Source organism: Atlantibacter subterraneus (assembly GCF_007570865.1).
GTDB lineage: Bacteria > Pseudomonadota > Gammaproteobacteria > Enterobacterales > Enterobacteriaceae > Atlantibacter > Atlantibacter subterraneus.
Genome location: NZ_VLPS01000001.1, coordinates 591,217 through 607,207 on the forward strand (window position 1 = coordinate 591,217; position 15,991 = coordinate 607,207).

General features: G+C 57.3%; 15 protein-coding genes. 6 read left to right on the forward strand and 9 right to left on the reverse strand.

Annotated features, from left to right (window positions below):
- Positions 1–29: 29 nt before the first annotated feature.
- Positions 30–551, forward strand: coding sequence for a cupin domain-containing protein (locus FND52_RS02870; protein ID WP_144129242.1), 522 nt, complete (start codon positions 30–32; stop codon positions 549–551).
- 3 nt (positions 552–554) lie between these two features.
- Here FND52_RS02870 and FND52_RS02875 read toward each other — a convergent pair whose 3' ends face one another.
- Positions 555–1,298 carry a sulfite exporter TauE/SafE family protein gene (locus FND52_RS02875; RefSeq protein ID WP_144129243.1) on the reverse strand — a complete coding sequence of 248 codons (744 nt, stop codon included), beginning with the start codon at positions 1,296–1,298 and terminating at the stop codon, positions 555–557.
- 233 nt (positions 1,299–1,531) lie between these two features.
- On the opposite strand from FND52_RS02875, the gene leuC reads away from it, so the two are divergent.
- From leuC to FND52_RS02895, 4 genes are all read left to right on the forward strand, one after another.
- Positions 1,532–2,950, forward strand: a complete 1,419-nt coding sequence (gene leuC / locus FND52_RS02880) for a 3-isopropylmalate dehydratase large subunit (RefSeq protein ID WP_144129244.1) — start codon at positions 1,532–1,534, stop codon at positions 2,948–2,950.
- Positions 2,951–2,952: 2 nt separating this feature from the next.
- Positions 2,953–3,570 carry a 3-isopropylmalate dehydratase small subunit gene (leuD, locus tag FND52_RS02885; RefSeq protein WP_125295359.1) on the forward strand — a complete coding sequence of 206 codons (618 nt, stop codon included), beginning with the start codon at positions 2,953–2,955 and terminating at the stop codon, positions 3,568–3,570.
- 14 nt (positions 3,571–3,584) lie between these two features.
- Positions 3,585–4,430 carry a fumarylacetoacetate hydrolase family protein gene (locus tag FND52_RS02890; protein WP_125295360.1) on the forward strand — a complete coding sequence of 282 codons (846 nt, stop codon included), beginning with the start codon at positions 3,585–3,587 and terminating at the stop codon, positions 4,428–4,430.
- Positions 4,431–4,501: 71 nt separating this feature from the next.
- Complete coding sequence (locus FND52_RS02895) at positions 4,502–5,845, forward strand: 2-hydroxycarboxylate transporter family protein (RefSeq protein WP_144129245.1); 1,344 nt, start codon at positions 4,502–4,504, stop codon at positions 5,843–5,845.
- 33 nt (positions 5,846–5,878) lie between these two features.
- Here the strand turns inward: FND52_RS02895 and FND52_RS02900 are convergent, their stop codons facing one another.
- Positions 5,879–6,784, reverse strand: a complete 906-nt coding sequence (locus tag FND52_RS02900; protein ID WP_144129246.1) for a LysR family transcriptional regulator — start codon at positions 6,782–6,784, stop codon at positions 5,879–5,881.
- Between the two features lie 233 nt (positions 6,785–7,017).
- Here FND52_RS02900 and FND52_RS02905 point away from each other — a divergent pair, with 233 nt between their 5' ends.
- The gene (locus tag FND52_RS02905; RefSeq protein ID WP_144129835.1) at positions 7,018–7,521 is read left to right on the forward strand and encodes a sterol desaturase family protein; all 504 of its coding nucleotides are present in this window, start codon (positions 7,018–7,020) and stop codon (positions 7,519–7,521) included.
- Here FND52_RS02905 and crtB read toward each other — a convergent pair.
- From crtB to FND52_RS02940, 7 genes are all read right to left on the reverse strand, one after another.
- Positions 7,439–8,365, reverse strand: coding sequence for a 15-cis-phytoene synthase CrtB (gene crtB, locus FND52_RS02910; protein ID WP_144129247.1), 927 nt, complete (start codon positions 8,363–8,365; stop codon positions 7,439–7,441). The two genes, FND52_RS02905 and crtB, sit on opposite strands and share 83 nt — an antisense overlap.
- The gene (locus tag FND52_RS02915; RefSeq protein ID WP_144129248.1) at positions 8,362–9,840 is read right to left on the reverse strand and encodes a phytoene desaturase; all 1,479 of its coding nucleotides are present in this window, start codon (positions 9,838–9,840) and stop codon (positions 8,362–8,364) included. Before FND52_RS02915 ends, crtB begins: the two co-directional genes overlap by 4 nt.
- A complete protein-coding gene (gene crtY / locus FND52_RS02920) occupies positions 9,840–10,976 on the reverse strand; it encodes a lycopene beta-cyclase CrtY (protein ID WP_144129249.1) in 1,137 nt (378 codons plus the stop codon). The genes FND52_RS02915 and crtY overlap by 1 nt, the downstream gene beginning before the upstream one ends.
- A complete protein-coding gene (locus FND52_RS02925; protein ID WP_144129250.1) occupies positions 10,973–12,229 on the reverse strand; it encodes a glycosyltransferase in 1,257 nt (418 codons plus the stop codon). The genes crtY and FND52_RS02925 overlap by 4 nt, the downstream gene beginning before the upstream one ends.
- A gap of 2 nt (positions 12,230–12,231) precedes the next feature.
- Positions 12,232–13,269: a type 2 isopentenyl-diphosphate Delta-isomerase gene (gene fni, locus FND52_RS02930; protein WP_208737478.1), complete on the reverse strand. Its 1,038-nt coding sequence runs from the start codon at positions 13,267–13,269 to the stop codon at positions 12,232–12,234.
- A gap of 51 nt (positions 13,270–13,320) precedes the next feature.
- Complete coding sequence (locus tag FND52_RS02935; RefSeq protein ID WP_144129252.1) at positions 13,321–14,241, reverse strand: polyprenyl synthetase family protein; 921 nt, start codon at positions 14,239–14,241, stop codon at positions 13,321–13,323.
- 180 nt (positions 14,242–14,421) lie between these two features.
- The gene (locus FND52_RS02940; RefSeq protein WP_144129253.1) at positions 14,422–15,960 is read right to left on the reverse strand and encodes a UxaA family hydrolase; all 1,539 of its coding nucleotides are present in this window, start codon (positions 15,958–15,960) and stop codon (positions 14,422–14,424) included.
- Positions 15,961–15,991 lie beyond the last annotated feature (31 nt).

Below are 15,991 nucleotides of genomic sequence, written 5' to 3' on the forward strand. Positions count from 1 at the left end.
ACAGACACGTTAACGGAAGGAGATCGCGGATGACTCAGGCCCCTGTTCATCAAACCATAGTTCCTCAAACCCTGATGCTCGCCGCCCACGACTGGGTGCCTAATAACCCGCATTTACCGGTGTTAATTTATAAAAACGTGATTAACGACGGTGATATCGCCAGCCGGTTCGAACAGCTATTTGCCGATAATGGCTGGCCGCCCCAGTGGCGCGACGGGATTTTCGACTATCACCATTACCACTCTAACGCCCATGAAGTGTTAGGCGTGGCGCAGGGTTCGGCTCACCTGATGCTTGGCGGCCCCGGCGGCGAAGCGATCGATGTCGAAACCGGCGACGTGCTGCTGCTCCCGGCAGGCACCGGGCACCGGCGGCTCTCGGCAAGCGACGATTTTCTGGTGGTCGGGGCCTATCCGCCGGGCGCGGATTTCGATCTGTGCAGGCAGGCGGCGACGCCGGAAATGCTGGCGCGCATCGCTGCGCTGCCGTTTCCGGAGCAGGACCCGGTTAATGGAGATACGCCTGGGTTGACGAAATACTGGCAGCGCTAATCACTACGCGCTGAACGCAACAAAAAACAGCATCGCGCAGAAGCACATTTTCAGCGCTTGCGTCGGAAGCCGGTGCGCCAGCGCGACGCCCCAGGCGACGGTGAACACGCCGCCCAGCGCCATCGGCAATCCGACAGACCAGGCGACCTGCCCGGCAACCGCATAGGTCACCAGCGCGGTAACGGCACCAGGCAACACCAGCGCCAGCGCGGTGCCCTGCGCTTTGGTCTGCGAGTAGGAAAACAGCGCCACCAGCAGGGGAACAATCACCATACCACCGCCGACGGTAAACAGGCCAGAGGTCAATCCGCATACGATGCCGGTGACGGGCAACCAGGATTCAGGCAAGGCATAACGGGGTGTTTTGCGGTTGATGACAATGGTGTAGAGATAATAAAAAGCCAGCAAAAAAATAAAGCCACAAAAAAACAGATTCAGGGATGCGGCATCAAGATGGATCGCCAACATCGAAGAGAAAACAGAAAATACGCTCGAGAGAATACACAGCGGTATAATATTTTTAAATTTAATATCATTGCGCCGTCGGTAGTGAATCACGCTCATTATTACGTTCGGGATGATCATAATTAATACGGTGCCCTGAGCGAGTTGCTGATCCATCTGAAATAACCATGCCAGCACCGGAATCGCAATAATCCCCCCACCAATGCCTAACAGGCCACCTAAAAACCCCAGGCCTCCACCAATACAAAAACATTCGAAAAATAAAAGTAATGTTGTACTCATTAGCTATCATCGCATCGCTTATCCGTCGCGCACTATAGCATTAACGTTTACGGAATAATAATGGTGCTTAACAGGCTGAGAATGCGCCTAACTGACTGTAATAGTGAATATTTGTCTACTTTTCACGATTTGCAAAAAATGATTTTACTTATTTAAACCCGTAACAGGCTATACACATTACCCCTGAAATTTATACTGGAAAAAAACAAACCCGTGAGTAATTCGAGATGACTATGAATATGGCTAAAACGCTTTACGATAAACATATCGATTCCCATACCATTAAAAAATTCGATGACGACGGTAATGTGCTGTTGTATATCGATCGTTCGATTCTCAACGAATATACCAGCCCGCAGGCGTTCAGCGGTTTACGCGAACAGAACCGCAGCGTCTGGAACCCAAAATCTGTTTTGCTCAATGTGGATCACGTTAATCCGACCCGGCCCGCGCGTAACCCGGAAATGACCGATTCCGGCGGTGCGCTGCAGGTGAAATATTTCACCGAAAACAGCCGATTCTTCGATATCGAATTGTTTGACGTGATGGATAAGCGTCAGGGCATCGAGCACGTGGTAGCGCATGAGCAGGGGCTGGCAATGCCTGGCATGGTGATTGCGGCAGGGGACAGCCATACCACCACCTACGGCGCGCTTGGCGCTTTCGGCTTTGGCATCGGCACGTCGGAGATCGAACATTTCCTCGCCACCCAAACCCTGGTGTACAAAAAGCTGCGCAATATGCGCGTCACCCTGGAAGGCCAGCTCGGCGCAGGCGTCACCTCCAAAGACGTCATCATGGCGCTGATAGCCCGTATCGGCGCGGATGGCGCGACCGGGTACGCCATCGAATTCTGCGGCAGCGTTATCGATAACCTGAGCGTGGAAGCGCGCATGACTATCTGCAATATGGCGGTGGAAGCGGGGGCGCGCGGTGCCTTTATGGCCCCGGATGACAGGGTTTTTGCTTACCTGAAGGATACCCCGCGCGCGCCGAAAGGCGAACTGTGGGACCGCGCGGTAGAGAGCTGGCGGACGCTGAAAAGCGATCCGGGTGCGAAGTTTGATAAAGAAGTCTATATCGACTGTTCCCGCCTCGAACCCTTTATCACCTGGGGGATCAGCCCCGATCAGGCTGGCCCGATTACCGACGCGATACCCGATCCGCAATCCATTGAAGATCGGCAGAAAAGGCACGATTACCAGACGGCGCTTAACTATATGGAACTTAAGCCTGGTACACCGTTCACCGAGATTCGCATCTCCCATGCCTTTATTGGTTCCTGCACCAATAGCCGCATCGAGGACTTACGCGAAGTGGCGAAGGTGCTGGCAGGCAAAAAAATCGCCCCGCACGTGCGCGGCATGATTGTGCCGGGGTCCACCCAGGTGCGGGAACGCGCCGAACGGGAAGGGCTGGCGCAGATTTTTATCGATGCCGGTTTCGAGTGGCGTCAGTCAGGGTGTTCGATGTGCCTGGCCATGAACGAAGACGTGCTATCGCCGGGCGATCGCTGCGCCTCCAGCACCAACCGCAATTTCGCAGGCCGTCAGGGCGCGGGCTCGCGCACCCATTTAATGAGCCCGGCGATGGTGGCCGCCGCTGCGGTCGCCGGTCACTTAACCGATGTCAGATATTTCACCGAGGTTTAATAATGGAAGCGTTTAACTGCGTAACGGGTATTGCCGCCCCGATGATGGCGGCAAATATTGATACCGATGTGATTATGCCGAAGCAGTTTCTTAAAGGCATTGACCGCAGCGGCCTGGATAAGGGCTTATTTTTCGATTTACGCTTTAATCAGGACGGCAGCCTGAATGAGGATTTTATTTTAAATCAGCCGGGATGGCTGGGGGCGAGTTTTCTGGTTGTCGGCCCTAATTTTGGTTGCGGCTCCAGCCGGGAACATGCGGTATGGGGATTAAAGCAGCTGGGAATCAAAGCGTTAATCGGCACATCATTTGCCGGAATATTTAATGATAACTGCCTGCGCAACGGCGTATTAACCATTTGCCTCAGCGAGACGGAAATACAGCAAATCGCCAACGCTATTACGCAGCGCGAGACCAATACTCTACAGGTCGATTTAGCGCAGCAGACTATTACCAGTGCAGATAATCAATACGCTTTTACTGTTGACCAAATTAAAAAGGATATGTTGTTACAGGGACTGGATGCTATCGGCTTCACCCTGTCTTTTACCCGGGAAATTAAGCAGTTCGAAGAGCAATACTTTGCCCGCAATCCGTGGCACAGAACCGTTCAGTATTAACAGGAATAAACGCAATGAAAATTGTCAACTTTAGCATTAGCGGTAAAAATAAATTCGGTATCGTAAAGGAAGCCGGCATTATTGATGTCAGCGCAATTTATGGTAATCGCTATCCGTCATTAAAAGCGTTTCTCGAGCATGAAGATGTTTCCAGCCTGAGAGAAATTGCCAGTGCCGCCGCTGATTACGCTATTAACGAGGTCGAATTTCTGCCGGTTATCGATAACCCGACCAAAATTATCTGCGTCGGCATGAACTATAGCGAAAAACGCGTCGAATTTAATGAGCAGAATCCCGAGCCGACGCTGTTTGTTCGCTTCGCCGACTCGCAAACCGGCCACCTGAGTTACGTTAATAAGCCCGCCGAATCCCGGGAATTTGACTACGAAGGGGAACTGGCGGTGATCATCGGCAAGAAGTGCAGCCACGTCAGCGAGCAGGATGCGCTGTCCCACGTGGCGGGCTACAGCTGCTATATGGATGGCTCTGCCCGCGACTGGCAGCATACCTGGTACACCGCCGGGAAAAACTGGCCGCGCACCGGCGCATTCGGCCCGTATTTAACCTGCCGGGATGAAATCCCCGATCCGCATAATTTACAGATCCGCACCTTTTTAAATTCCCGGGAAGTACAGTGCGATAATACCAAAAATATGATCCATAAAATCCCGTACCTTATTTCCTATATCAGTACCTTTACGCCATTGAGCGCGGGCGACGTGATTATTACCGGCTCGCCCGGCGGCGTCGGTAAAAAAAGAACTCCACCACTGTTCTTAAAAGAAGGTGATTGCATTGAAGTGGAAATCGAAGGGCTGGGACGCTTAAGTAATCATATTAAAGAATCTGTCGCAGCATAATTAAAAATAATTTTGAACATCTTTTACCTCTTCAGGAAGTAAGCCCTCTTATTACTATAAAGGCGGAAACAATGAATCACATTGAAAGTAATACCCTACATGATGGTAAAAAACTGACATCGACGCATTCTCTGGGCGGGCTGTCAGTAAAAGAAATTTGTTCAGTACCGGTTTGGTTTTTTGCAATAATGTGCGTGATAGTGGGTTCAGCGGCGTGGTTTGGCACACTCCCCAAAAATATGATTGGCGGCCTGGCGATCATTATGTCTTTAGGGTTTATTTTATCCACCGTTGGAAAAAATATTCCGGTAATAAAAGATATCGGTGGGCCGGCAATATTTTGCCTGATGATCCCTTCGATTCTGGTCTTTTACCATATCATCCCTAAAAACGTGCTGGACTCGGTGCATGTGCTGATGAAGGATGCCAACTTCCTGTATTTCGTGATCGCGACGCTGGTGGTAGGCAGCATCCTGGGCATGAACCGCATTATTCTGGTTCAGGGGATGATTCGAATGTTCGTGCCGCTGGTGGTGGGCACGCTAACCGCCGTTGGCGTGGGGCTGGTCGTCGGTAAAACGGTAGGCTACAGCTTCTATCACACCTTCTTCTATATTATTGTGCCGATTATTGGCGGCGGCATCGGGGAGGGGATTTTACCGCTGTCGCTGGCCTATTCTTCTATTCTCGGCACCACGCCGGATATCTATGTCGCGCAGCTGGTGCCTGCCGCCGTGATCGGCAATATTTTTGCTATCGTCTGCGCGGGGTTTCTGTCGAAGCTCGGTAAAATGAAACCCGAGCTCAGCGGCAACGGTATGCTGATCCGCACCGCGGAAGATAACGCCATTTTTAATAACATCGGTGACGAAGGGAACGGCAAAACCGACTATTCCCTGATGGGGGCCGGATTATTAATGATCTGCTGCTTCTTTATCTTTGGCGGCCTGCTGGAACGCCTGGTCCATATTCCGGGCCCGGTATTAATGATTGTGATGGCAGTGCTGTGTAAGTACGCCAAAGTGATCCCCGGCAGAATGGAAACCGGCGCGAAATCCTGTTACAAACTGATTTCCACCTCGCTGATATGGCCGACCATGATTGGTCTGGGGATGCTGTACGTGCCGCTGGAAAGCGTGGTGTCGGTATTTTCCGTGGCCTACGTAGCGGTTTGCGCCTCGGTGGTGTTATCAATGGCCATTGTCAGCTTCCTGTTGGCCCGCTTCCTGAATATGTACTCTGTGGAAGCCTCCATCGTCACCGTTTGTCATAGCGGGCTTGGCGGCACCGGGGACGTGGCGATCCTCTCGGCCTGTGACCGCATGGGGCTGATGCCGTTCGCGCAGATCTCAACGCGTATCGGTGGTGCCTCTACCGTGATTCTGGCGACCATGCTGCTGGCCGCGTTTTCCTGATGCGTTCGCCGCCCCCGGCGCAGGGGGCGGCAATCAGAAGTGAATGCATTTGAAATAGCTTTCAAGAAAAGTAATGCACTTTTGCGTCTTGATGGACTCTTCAAGTTTGGTCGGATAGACCGCCCATACCGACGCCTGTTCATAATAATCGGGCAATAGTTGAATCAGATCGCCCGACTCAATATAGCGTTTTGCATCCCACTCGCTGCGCAGCGCGATACCGCGATCGTCGAGCGCCCATTGCAAAATCACTTCGCCATTATTTGATGACAGGTTGCCATCAACCCGCACCGTTTCCTGCTTTTTCCCGTCGCTGAGATGCCACAGACCGAAGGTCAGCCCCTTTTCCTGTAAAAACAGGCACTGATGGCGGGAGAGATCCACAGGCGAGGCGGGGGTGTCGTGCTGGTTCAGGTAACCCGGCGAGGCGCAGAGGATACGTTTATTGTCGGCAATTTTTTTGGCGTAATAGCGTTCGTGAAAACTTTCGCCAACCATAATTTCCAGATCGATATTCTCTTTAATCAGATCCAGCTTGGTATCGGTTAAGGTGAACTTAATTTTTAAACCGGGATTTAATCTGGAAAAAGCCGACAGCGGATTGGTCAGGTGATTTTTACCAAAGCCAAATGAACTGCAAATATGGAAGTTGCCCTGAATATCATTTTTGATATTAACAATCAGATCCATCGCCGCGTTATTTTTGCTGATAATCTCTTCGGCCTGGATAAGGGCGACTTCTCCCGCCGCCGTCAGGCGCATTTCACGAGTATTACGGTGCAGCAATTTCGCGTTCAGGGTTTCTTCCAGCGTATTAATCCGCTTCGTCACCCAGGCATTGGAAAAACCGAGCTCCACCGCCGCGCCGGAAAAACTGTTATGACGCACGACCGCCATAAATACTTCCAGGTCTTCTACCTGCGGCCATTTCTTTTTCATTTGCGTGGATCCTTGCGGGATATTAAGCGGTAAATAATACAATAGCCCGCACCGGTATTTCATCATCCCGTTACCTCTGCGATAAAAAACCGCTCCATCCTGAGTCCAGACCAGGCTACAGCCCGCCAAATCCAGCGGGTGCACTATACTGCTACAGGTTTACGCCCGCTGACGAGGAAAGGGATGTGAGTATCTGGCTTAACATAGTGATTGTTCTGGCTAGCGCGGCGGCGATGGAAGCCGTGGCCGCGTTGTCCCACCGTTATATCATGCACGGCTTCGGCTGGCGCTGGCACCGCTCTCATCACTCCCCACGCACCGGCTGGTTTGAGCTTAACGATATGTTTGCCGTGGTGTTCGCGCTGGTCGCCATCGTGCTGATCGCCGTGGGTACCGCCGGGGTGTGGCCGTTACAGTGGATCGGCGCGGGCATGACGCTGTACGGCGTGCTCTATTTCCTGGTTCATGATGGGCTGGTGCATCAACGTTGGCCGTTTCACTGGGTGCCGCGTAAAGGCTATCTCAAGCGGCTGTGGCTGGCGCACCGTTTCCATCACGCGGTGAACGGCAAAGAGGGCTGCGTGTCGTTTGGTTTTTTGGTGGTGCGTTCGCCGGAAGAGCTGCAGGCGCAGCTGCGCAAGCGTCGCCGTCCGGCTAAACAGGGCGCTGCCACAGTGAATCCGGACGCGGCGAGCGAGCCGCCAGCGGCGCAATCGCCGCGCGCCCCGCGCCCTTGAGCAGCAGGGCCAGCTTTTCCGCTTTCCCGGTGTGCTGGCGGCTGTTCCAGGCGTTTTCCCCGGCGTCAGCCACTTTAATACCGATGGCGCGATACACATCCCTGGCGGTGGCAATCGCCCAGCGGGAGCGCAGGGGCAGGGCAGGCAACCCCGCCAGCGCCGAGACGTAATACGGCTCCGCCTCATCCAACAGCTGCGCCGCCACCCGGTACAGCGCCGCCCGGTTCTCCACCGCGTGAAAGTTCTCGATGCTTAACCCTTGCTCAGCCAGCCACTGCTGGGGCAGATAACAGCGCCCGGCCCCGGCGTCTTCAATCACATCCCGCGCGATGTTGGTCAACTGAAACGCCAGCCCCAAATCGCAGGCGCGATCCAGCACCTGCTCGTCGCGCACCCCCATAATATGCGCCATCATCAGGCCGACGACGCCCGCCACGTGGTAGCAGTAGCGCAGGGTGTCATCAAGGGTGTGATAACGCTCGCCGCGCACGTCCATGGCAAAGCCTTCCAGATGCTCCAGCGGCCATCGGGCGGGAATATGGTGACGCACCGTCACCTCCTGCAACGCGGCAAATGCCGGTTCACTCATCGCGTGCCCCTGATACACCTGCTGGGTGGCGGTACGCAACTGCACCAGCCGCTGTACGGGGGAGTTGCTGGCAGGGGCATCAGCAGCGAAACCGGCGATTTGGTTATCAATGACATCATCGCAATGGCGGCACCAGGTATACAGCATCAGCACGCTGCGGCGGGTGTCGGCATCAAACAGCCGGGCCGCGGCGTCGAAGCTTTTTGAGCCGCTGCGCATGGTGTTGGCCGCGTGGCGGAACAGCGGTTGATTCATGCCAGATCCTCCAGCATCAGCCGCGCCGTGGCTTTCGCCGAGCCGATCACCCCCGGAATGCCCGCGCCGGGATGGGTACCTGCCCCCACCAGATACAGGTTTTGCAGATGCTCATCCCGGTTATGGGGACGGAACCAGGCGCTCTGGGTGAGCAGCGGCTCCAGCGAAAACGCCGACCCGAGATGCGCACCCAGGGTGTGCTGGAAATCATCCGGCGTGAAGATGCGGTGCGTCACCAGCTGCTGGCGCAGGTTCGGCATATAGCGCCGTTCCAGATAGTCGAAAATCCGCTCGCGCAGCGCCGGGCCTTCCACGCGCCAGTCGAGCGGCGCATTGCCCAGATGCGGCACCGGCGTCAGTACGTAAAACGCGCCGCAGCCCGGCGGGGCCAGCGATGGGTCCGTGGCGCACGGCGAGTGGAGATACAGCGAAAAATCGTCCGGCAGCGTCGAGCCGTTAAAGATCTCCTGCACCAGTTCCTTGTAGCGCGGCCCGAAGCAAATAGTGTGGTGCGCCAGCTGCGGATGCGGGGCGTTCAGACCGAAGTACAGCACAAACAGCGAGTTGCTCATGCGCTTCCCGGCCAGTTTCTCGCCTTTGGTTTTGCCGTGCGGATCGTGGCCGAGCAGCTTTTTATAGGTGTTCACCACATCGGCATTGGAGGCTACCGCGTCGGCGGCGAATATGCGTCCGTCCCGGGCCATCACCTGAGTGACTTTCTGCTGATTCACCTCGATGCGCTCAACCGCCGTGTTCAGCTCCAGCTTGCCGCCCAAATCGGTAAACAGCTTCACCATGCCGTTGACCAGCGCCCCGGTGCCGCCGCGCGGGAACCAGACGCCCCATTCCCGCTCCAGCGCGTGGATCAGGGTGTAGATCGCCGAGGTGGCAAACGGATTGCCGCCCACCAGCAGGGAGTGAAACGAAAACGCCTGGCGCAGGTGATCGTCCTGAATAAAGCGCGACACCGCCTGCCAGACGTTTTCCCAGGCGCGCAGCTGCATCAGCTGCGGGCTGACTTTCACCATATCGCTGAACTGCAAAAACGGCGTCGCTCCGAGCCGCAGGTAGCCCTCTTTAAACACCGCGCGGGAATAGTCGAGAAAGCGGGCGTAGCCCTGCACGTCCGCCGGGTTAAAGTCGGCGATCTGCTGCTGGAGCAGAGCCTGGTTATTGTTGTAGTCGAAGCGCTTACCGTCCTCCCAGCACAGCCGGTAAAACGGATCGACCGGCAGCAGTTCCACGTAATCCTCCAGCCGCTTTCCCGCGCTGACGAACAGCTCCTCCAGCGCGCTGGGATCGGTGATCACCGTCGGCCCGGCGTCAAAGGTAAACCCCTGGTCGTGATAAACATAGGCGCGCCCGCCGGGCTTATCGCGCTGTTCCAGCAGCGTAGTCTGGATGCCCGCCGCCTGTAAGCGGATGGCGAGCGCCAGCCCGCCGAATCCTGCGCCAATCACCACGGTATTTTTCATTATTTATTCCCTGTGTTTATCGCCGCCCGTAGCGCCCCGAAAACGGGAACGGGCGGCTTGCCTGTCAATATTCGCGCTTTATCGGTCAGCGTCAGGTGCCCGGCGTAGAAGCGGGCGATGGTGGCATCGGGCAGGCGATAGAATTTTTGCATCACCTGCCAGCGGCGATCCGCCTGGCCGGCCAGAAACAGCATCCGGTTGAGCAAACGCAGAAACCCCTGGCTGCGCCACTGTCGGGTCGCCATCGCCTGAACCAGCCGGTGCAGGCCAGGCGCGTCGATACGTTCCTGCCCGGCGATGGCGTCGGCCAACTGCGCCGCCAACGGCAGAGAGTAGCCGGTGACCGCGTGGAACAGCCCGGCGCGCATCCCGGAACAGGGCTGGCTGGCGTGCAGCGGCGCGTCGCCCGCCAGCGTCAGCGGCAGGCAGCCGGTCTCTTCACGCAGCAGTTGATCCAGCGCCAGGCCGTGCTGCGCGGCATACTGGCGGATGGCGTCGCGATACTGTTCCGCCGGTAAGTCCGGTGCGTTGCTAAAACGGGTGTCCTCAATCAGCAGCGTGTCGGGCGTCAGCGGCAGCAGATAGAAAAACCGGTAGGCGTTGTGCTGGGCCACGGTGGCGTCCATCAGCAGCGGGCGCGTCAGGCCATGGGGTTCGGCAAGCCGCCACTCCTGCCCGACGAACAGTTGCCAGGCGCAGCGCCAGCCGGGCATGGCTTGCTGCCCACGCCCGTCAATTACCGCCCTGGCGCGCAGCGTAGTGTCGTCTGCCAGTTGCACGCTGTCTGGTGCGACGTCGGCCACCGGGCAATTCAGCCACAGCGCGTCTCCCAGCGCCTCGCGCAGCTGGCTGGCAAAGCGTTCAGCGCTGACGGTGTAATAGGGCTGATCGATATCGCGCATCAGCTCCGGGAAAATCACCTGATAACCGGGCCAGCGGTGGGCCACCAGCGGGGCGATCCACTGATGCTGCGCGGCGCTGAGATCGTGATGATGAAACGACCATGTATGGTTGCCGCCGGGCGATGCGCCCTGTTCGAGCATCAGGATCTTCATCTGCGGATGGCGCTGTTTTAACCGCCAGGCAATCAGGCCGTTCGCCAGGCCTGCGCCCACGAGGATCAGATCCCAGCTCATGGTTGCGCCGTCCCACGGTAAACCGGGCGTCCGCTGAGCAGCGCCCGTTCGGCGATCGCTGCCGCCCGCGCCGCGCCGCCCGCCTCACGCAGCGCCTGGCTGGCCTGCGCCAGATTGTTGCTGACGCCGTGGCTATCATCCAGCAGCGCGGTTATTTCCCGGGCGAGGGTCGAGGCGGTCGCCAGTCGGGAAACCCGCCGACCGAGATTGTGGTATGTCACCCGCGCCGCCACGGCGGGCTGATCGAACGCCACCGGCATCACCAGCAGCGGTCGCCGGGCGGCAATGCCCTCCAGCACGGTGTTATACCCGGCGTGGCACAGGATCAGGTCAGCATTAAGGATAAACTCGCGCTGGGGAACAAAACTCTCCACCCGATGCGCGCCGTTACGGTACAGCCCGTCGACCTGGGCGGCGTCAAGCCCGCCGCAGTGGGATATCGTCACCTCAACGCCCGCCAGATGACAGGCGCGCGCCAGGGTTCGCATCAGCGAATAGTGGTGGCCATGCAGCGTGCCCAGCGTGGCGTAGACCACCGGTTTGGGATGACGCGGCGGGATTGGCGTGGCGTCCACGGACTGAAACGCGCCGATATAGTGAAAATGGTCGGGCAGGGCGCGGCGCGGGAAATCAAATGCCACAGAGCCTTGCGCCACCTGGGCCAGCGGCGACAGGCAGTGATCCAGCCGATAACGATCTGCCAGACCAAAGCGGCGGCTGTAACGGTTGATCACCCGATAGTGCGCCTGCATCAGCCGGTCATAGACCCGCTCGCTGCCCGCGTAAAGCCGGCGCGACGTGTCATCGTCGGCATAGTTAAACGGCATCACCGGCAGCGGCAAATCCGGCTCGCGGTTAACCGGCAGGGCGCAGGCGGCCGACACAAACGGCAGCCCCAGATACTCGCAGACCAGCCCGCCCGCAGGTTCCATTTGGTCGACGATCGCGCCGTCAACCTGCAGGCGTTTTAACAGGCCCGGCAGTTCGCGGCACAGCGCCTCGGTATGCCCGGCCAGCGTGCCGGCAATGCGGAAAAAAGTGCGGGCGGCGGGGTCGCGAAAGCGCTGCTGCGCCGCAGCGATCGCTTCCGGCAGCGACGGGCAGCCGCTGATGCGCGGGTTATCGCGGGTAATCAGTTCCGGGCTGGCAATAAACGTCAGGCGGTGCCCTTTGCCGCTCAGGTGCAGCGCCAGCGCTTCCATCGACCGGATATGGCTGTAGAGCGGCGGTACGATAATCGCAAAATGGCTCATCGTCAGCGGCCGCACCAGACGATGTCGGCGTGCTTCAGGGCTTCCAGATTGGGGCTGCCGGTACAGAAACAGGCCAGTTTGAGCTGATCGATGGTGACGGCAAAACGCTCCACCACCGCCCGGCTGGATTCGGTGGCGCTATCGAGGATCGCCGCCGCCTGCCCGGCGAGGCTGGCTCCGAGCCGCAGCGCTTTCGCCGCGTCGATGCCGGTACGGATGCCGCCGGAGGCGATAAGCGGGATTTGCGGATAAGACCCGGCAATCGCCTTCACCGCGTCGGCGGTGGGGATCCCCCAGTCGGCGAACGCCATCGCCAGCGCGCGCAGATGTGCATCCTGGGCGCGTTTACCTTCAACCGCTGCCCAACTGGTGCCGCCCGCACCCGCCACATCAATGGCACTGACGCCCGCGTCAATCAGCCGTCCCGCGACCGCCGCTGAAATGCCTGCGCCCACTTCTTTGACCACCACTGGCACTTCCAGGTAACGCACCACGCGGGCGATGGCATCGAGCTTGCCTGACCAGTCGCGGTCGCCATCGGCTTGCAGCATTTCCTGCAGCGGGTTGAGATGGACGATCAGCGCATCGGCTTCAATCATCTCGACCACTCGCCGCGCGTCGTCGAGGCCTTTATCGCCTGCCAGCTGCGCTGCGCCCAGATTCGCCATCAGCGGGATGTCCGGTGCCAGCCTGCGCAGCGATTTGTCGATGCCGCTGTCGGACTTGCCTTCCAGGGCGATGCGCTGGGAGCCGACGCCCATCGCGACGCGCAGCTCCTGGGCCGCTTCCGCCAGATGGTGATTGATAAATTTCGAACGCTGCGCGCCGCCGGTCATCGAGCTTATCAGCAGCGGGGCGTTGAGGGTTTTGCCGAGAAACCGGCTGGAGAGATCAATAGCCTGATAATCGATTTCCGGCAGGGCGCAATGCACAAAGCGCCAGTATTCAAAGCCGGTGGATGTCCCCGTCACGTCCTGCGGGGAGTTAAGGATAATGTCCAGATGATCGTTTTTTCTCTGTACAATTCCCTGCTGTTTCAACGCCATGGTATTCCTCCAACCTGGCTGGTAACGATACACAAACGGACAAAATCAGGCGCTTTTCATGGCGGGTTTTTCACCCGCCAGCGTCAGGGTTAACCAGGCGTGAATAAACTGACGGGTTTCCTGCCCGGCCACACACACCGCGGCCAGGTGCTCATTGGCGGAGTGAAAATGGTGATAAACCAGATCGCAGACCCGCTCCCGGCCCAGCACGTTCACCAGTGTAGGCTTACCGGCATCCTTGTTGCGATCCTTGCCGGTAGTGAAGTGGCTATCCGACAGATCGTCCAGCAGCTGAAACAGCTGGCCAAAGTCGGTGGCGAACGCCGATAACCGCTGGTGGGTGGCGTCACTGGCGCTGGCGGCCAGGGCAATCACCTGAAGCATGGCGATAAACAGCACGCCGGTTTTCAAATCGTTAGTGGCGGTAATATCGTTGATATTCTGGGTGTGCCCGACGCCCGCCAGATCGCGAAACTGGCCCAGCACCAGCCCCTGTTCACCAACGGCGTTAGCCAGTTCGCCCACGACCCGCGCTTTTTGCTCGCCGTTCAGCCCGCTGACGGCGGAGACTTGCGCAAAAGCTTTGGTCAGCAGCCCAATCGCCGCAAGGATCGCCACGCTTTCACCATATTTCTTGTGAATAGTCGGCTTGCCGCGCCGCATGTCGGCGTTATCCATACAGGGAATATCGTCGAGGATCAGCGAGGCGCTATGGATCATCTCCACGGCGCAGGCGAGGTCAAGCAGGGTCTTCTTTTCGCCCGGATACCCCAGATCGTGCGCGATCAGCATCATCATCAGGGGGCGGATCCGTTTGCCTTGTCCTAAGACGCTCTCCTGCATCGCCATGCCCACTGCGGTTTTACTGTCGCAGTTTTTCAGTAATCCGCTGAGGTGATGCTCGATAGTGCTTTTGATTTCGTGGACCGACACGCCACCGGACAGGGTGTTTTGATTCTCGCTCATTGATGAGGAACCGCCATGGAAACAGACTGTAGTGTTTGTTTAACCGTAGACTGCGCGGCGGGGGTTCGCCAGTGATGGTTGTACAAGTTTGCAATAATTTTTTGTACAGGTTTATAACATGAGATTGCAGGGGTAAAGCGGAGCGATAAAAAGAGCCTGCCTCTGCAGGCTCATACGGTTTTACGCCAGAACGCCTATTGGCCACGGGGCAAATTCATTTTCCCCTACGCCCAGCGCCTCGCTTTTACTCTCTTCGCCTGAGGCCACGCGCAGGATTTTTTCGAAGATCACCTGTCCCATCTGCTGGATAGTTTTTTCGCCGTCAATCACCACACCGCAGTTGATATCCATATCCTCTTCCATCCGGGTGTACATTGGGGTATTGCTGGCAAGCTTGATGCACGGAGCAGGGAACGAGCCGAAGCAGGAGCCGCGTCCGGTGGTGAAGGTTACCAGGTTAGCGCCGCCCGCGATTTGTCCGGTAGCGGAAACCGGGTCATAACCGGGGGTGTCCATAAACACCAGTCCATGTTCTTTAACCGGCTCGGCGTATTTGTAGACCTCCATTAACGGCGCATTACCGCCTTTCTTGGCTCCGCCGAGAGATTTTTCCAGTACGTTCGCCAGCCCGCCCGCGTTATTGCCGGGGCTGACGCGACCATTAATCTGGCAGTCACGGCCTTCGTTGTATTTCAGCCACCAGTGAATGCAGTCCACCAGTTTTTGGCCAACAGCGGGCGTCATGGCGCGGGCGGTCAGGGTATGCTCAACGCCGAAAATCTCGGTGGTCTCCGACAGGATCGCGGTACCACCGTGGCGCACCAGAATATCCACCGCTGCACCCAGCGCCGGATTGGCAGACAAACCGGAAAAGCCGTCGGAACCACCGCACTGCATGCCGATACAGATATGTTCCGCCGATACCGTTTCGCGCTGGTAGCGGTTAGCCAGCGGCAGCATCGCCTCCACCGCTTCAATACCCTTTTCGATGGTTTTGCGGGTACCGCCGGTGTCCTGAATCACCAGTTTTTTCAGTTTATCGCTCTCTTCAAGCCCCATCTGCTCAAAGAAGCCGTGGATATTATTGCGCTCACAGCCAAGGGCGATTACCAGCGCGGCGGCGGTATTAGGGTTACGGATATAGCCGGAAATGGTGCGGCGCAGCAGATCCATCGGCTCACCTGTCATCTCCATCCCGCAGCCCAGCTCATGAATAAACGGCACCACGCCATTGATATTGGTATATTCCGCCAGCCTCTCCTGAGTGAAGTGGTCCGAGATTTTGCGCGCCACGGTAGCACCGCAGTTACCCACCACAAAGATACCCACATAGTTACGGGTGCCTACGCGACCATCTTCACGGACAAACCCCTGGAAGGTTGCGCGCTGCTCCGGCGGCAATAAATCCACCGGCTGGTAGTTTTTACTGAAGGCGTAATCGCGTTCGAAGTCGTCAAACAGGATATTATGGCTGTGCATCCAGCTGCCTGGCGGGGTGTCTTCACCGGCAAAGCCGATTACGGTGTTGTATTTCAGCACCGGTTCGCCTTTTCTTATCAGACGGGTGGCGATTTTATGTCCGGCAGGCACCTTATGAAGGGTGGTGACGTGTTCGCTGGCAATAAAAGTGCCAACAGGGATTTCGTTTGGCGCAACGACAACGTTGTCCTGCGGGTCGAGTCGAATCACGCGTCCAGTGTTAGTGCTGTTATTGCTCATTATCCACTCCAGTTTGGTTCAAGGGTGTCAC

Coding starts and splice junctions, on each gene's coding strand:
- FND52_RS02870 (WP_144129242.1), top strand. CDS start 30: ATGACTCAGGCCCCTGTTCATCAAACCATAGTTCCTCAAACCCTGATG.
- crtB (WP_144129247.1), bottom strand. CDS start 8,365: ATGAATCAACCGCTGTTCCGCCACGCGGCCAACACCATGCGCAGCGGC.
- FND52_RS02875 (WP_144129243.1), bottom strand. CDS start 1,298: ATGAGTACAACATTACTTTTATTTTTCGAATGTTTTTGTATTGGTGGA.
- FND52_RS02940 (WP_144129253.1), bottom strand. CDS start 15,960: ATGAGCAATAACAGCACTAACACTGGACGCGTGATTCGACTCGACCCG.
- FND52_RS02895 (WP_144129245.1), top strand. CDS start 4,502: ATGAATCACATTGAAAGTAATACCCTACATGATGGTAAAAAACTGACA.
- FND52_RS02905 (WP_144129835.1), top strand. CDS start 7,018: ATGGAAGCCGTGGCCGCGTTGTCCCACCGTTATATCATGCACGGCTTC.
- leuC (WP_144129244.1), top strand. CDS start 1,532: ATGAATATGGCTAAAACGCTTTACGATAAACATATCGATTCCCATACC.
- FND52_RS02900 (WP_144129246.1), bottom strand. CDS start 6,784: ATGAAAAAGAAATGGCCGCAGGTAGAAGACCTGGAAGTATTTATGGCG.
- FND52_RS02935 (WP_144129252.1), bottom strand. CDS start 14,241: ATGAGCGAGAATCAAAACACCCTGTCCGGTGGCGTGTCGGTCCACGAA.
- FND52_RS02890 (WP_125295360.1), top strand. CDS start 3,585: ATGAAAATTGTCAACTTTAGCATTAGCGGTAAAAATAAATTCGGTATC.
- FND52_RS02915 (WP_144129248.1), bottom strand. CDS start 9,840: ATGAAAAATACCGTGGTGATTGGCGCAGGATTCGGCGGGCTGGCGCTC.
- leuD (WP_125295359.1), top strand. CDS start 2,953: ATGGAAGCGTTTAACTGCGTAACGGGTATTGCCGCCCCGATGATGGCG.
- FND52_RS02925 (WP_144129250.1), bottom strand. CDS start 12,229: ATGAGCCATTTTGCGATTATCGTACCGCCGCTCTACAGCCATATCCGG.
- crtY (WP_144129249.1), bottom strand. CDS start 10,976: ATGAGCTGGGATCTGATCCTCGTGGGCGCAGGCCTGGCGAACGGCCTG.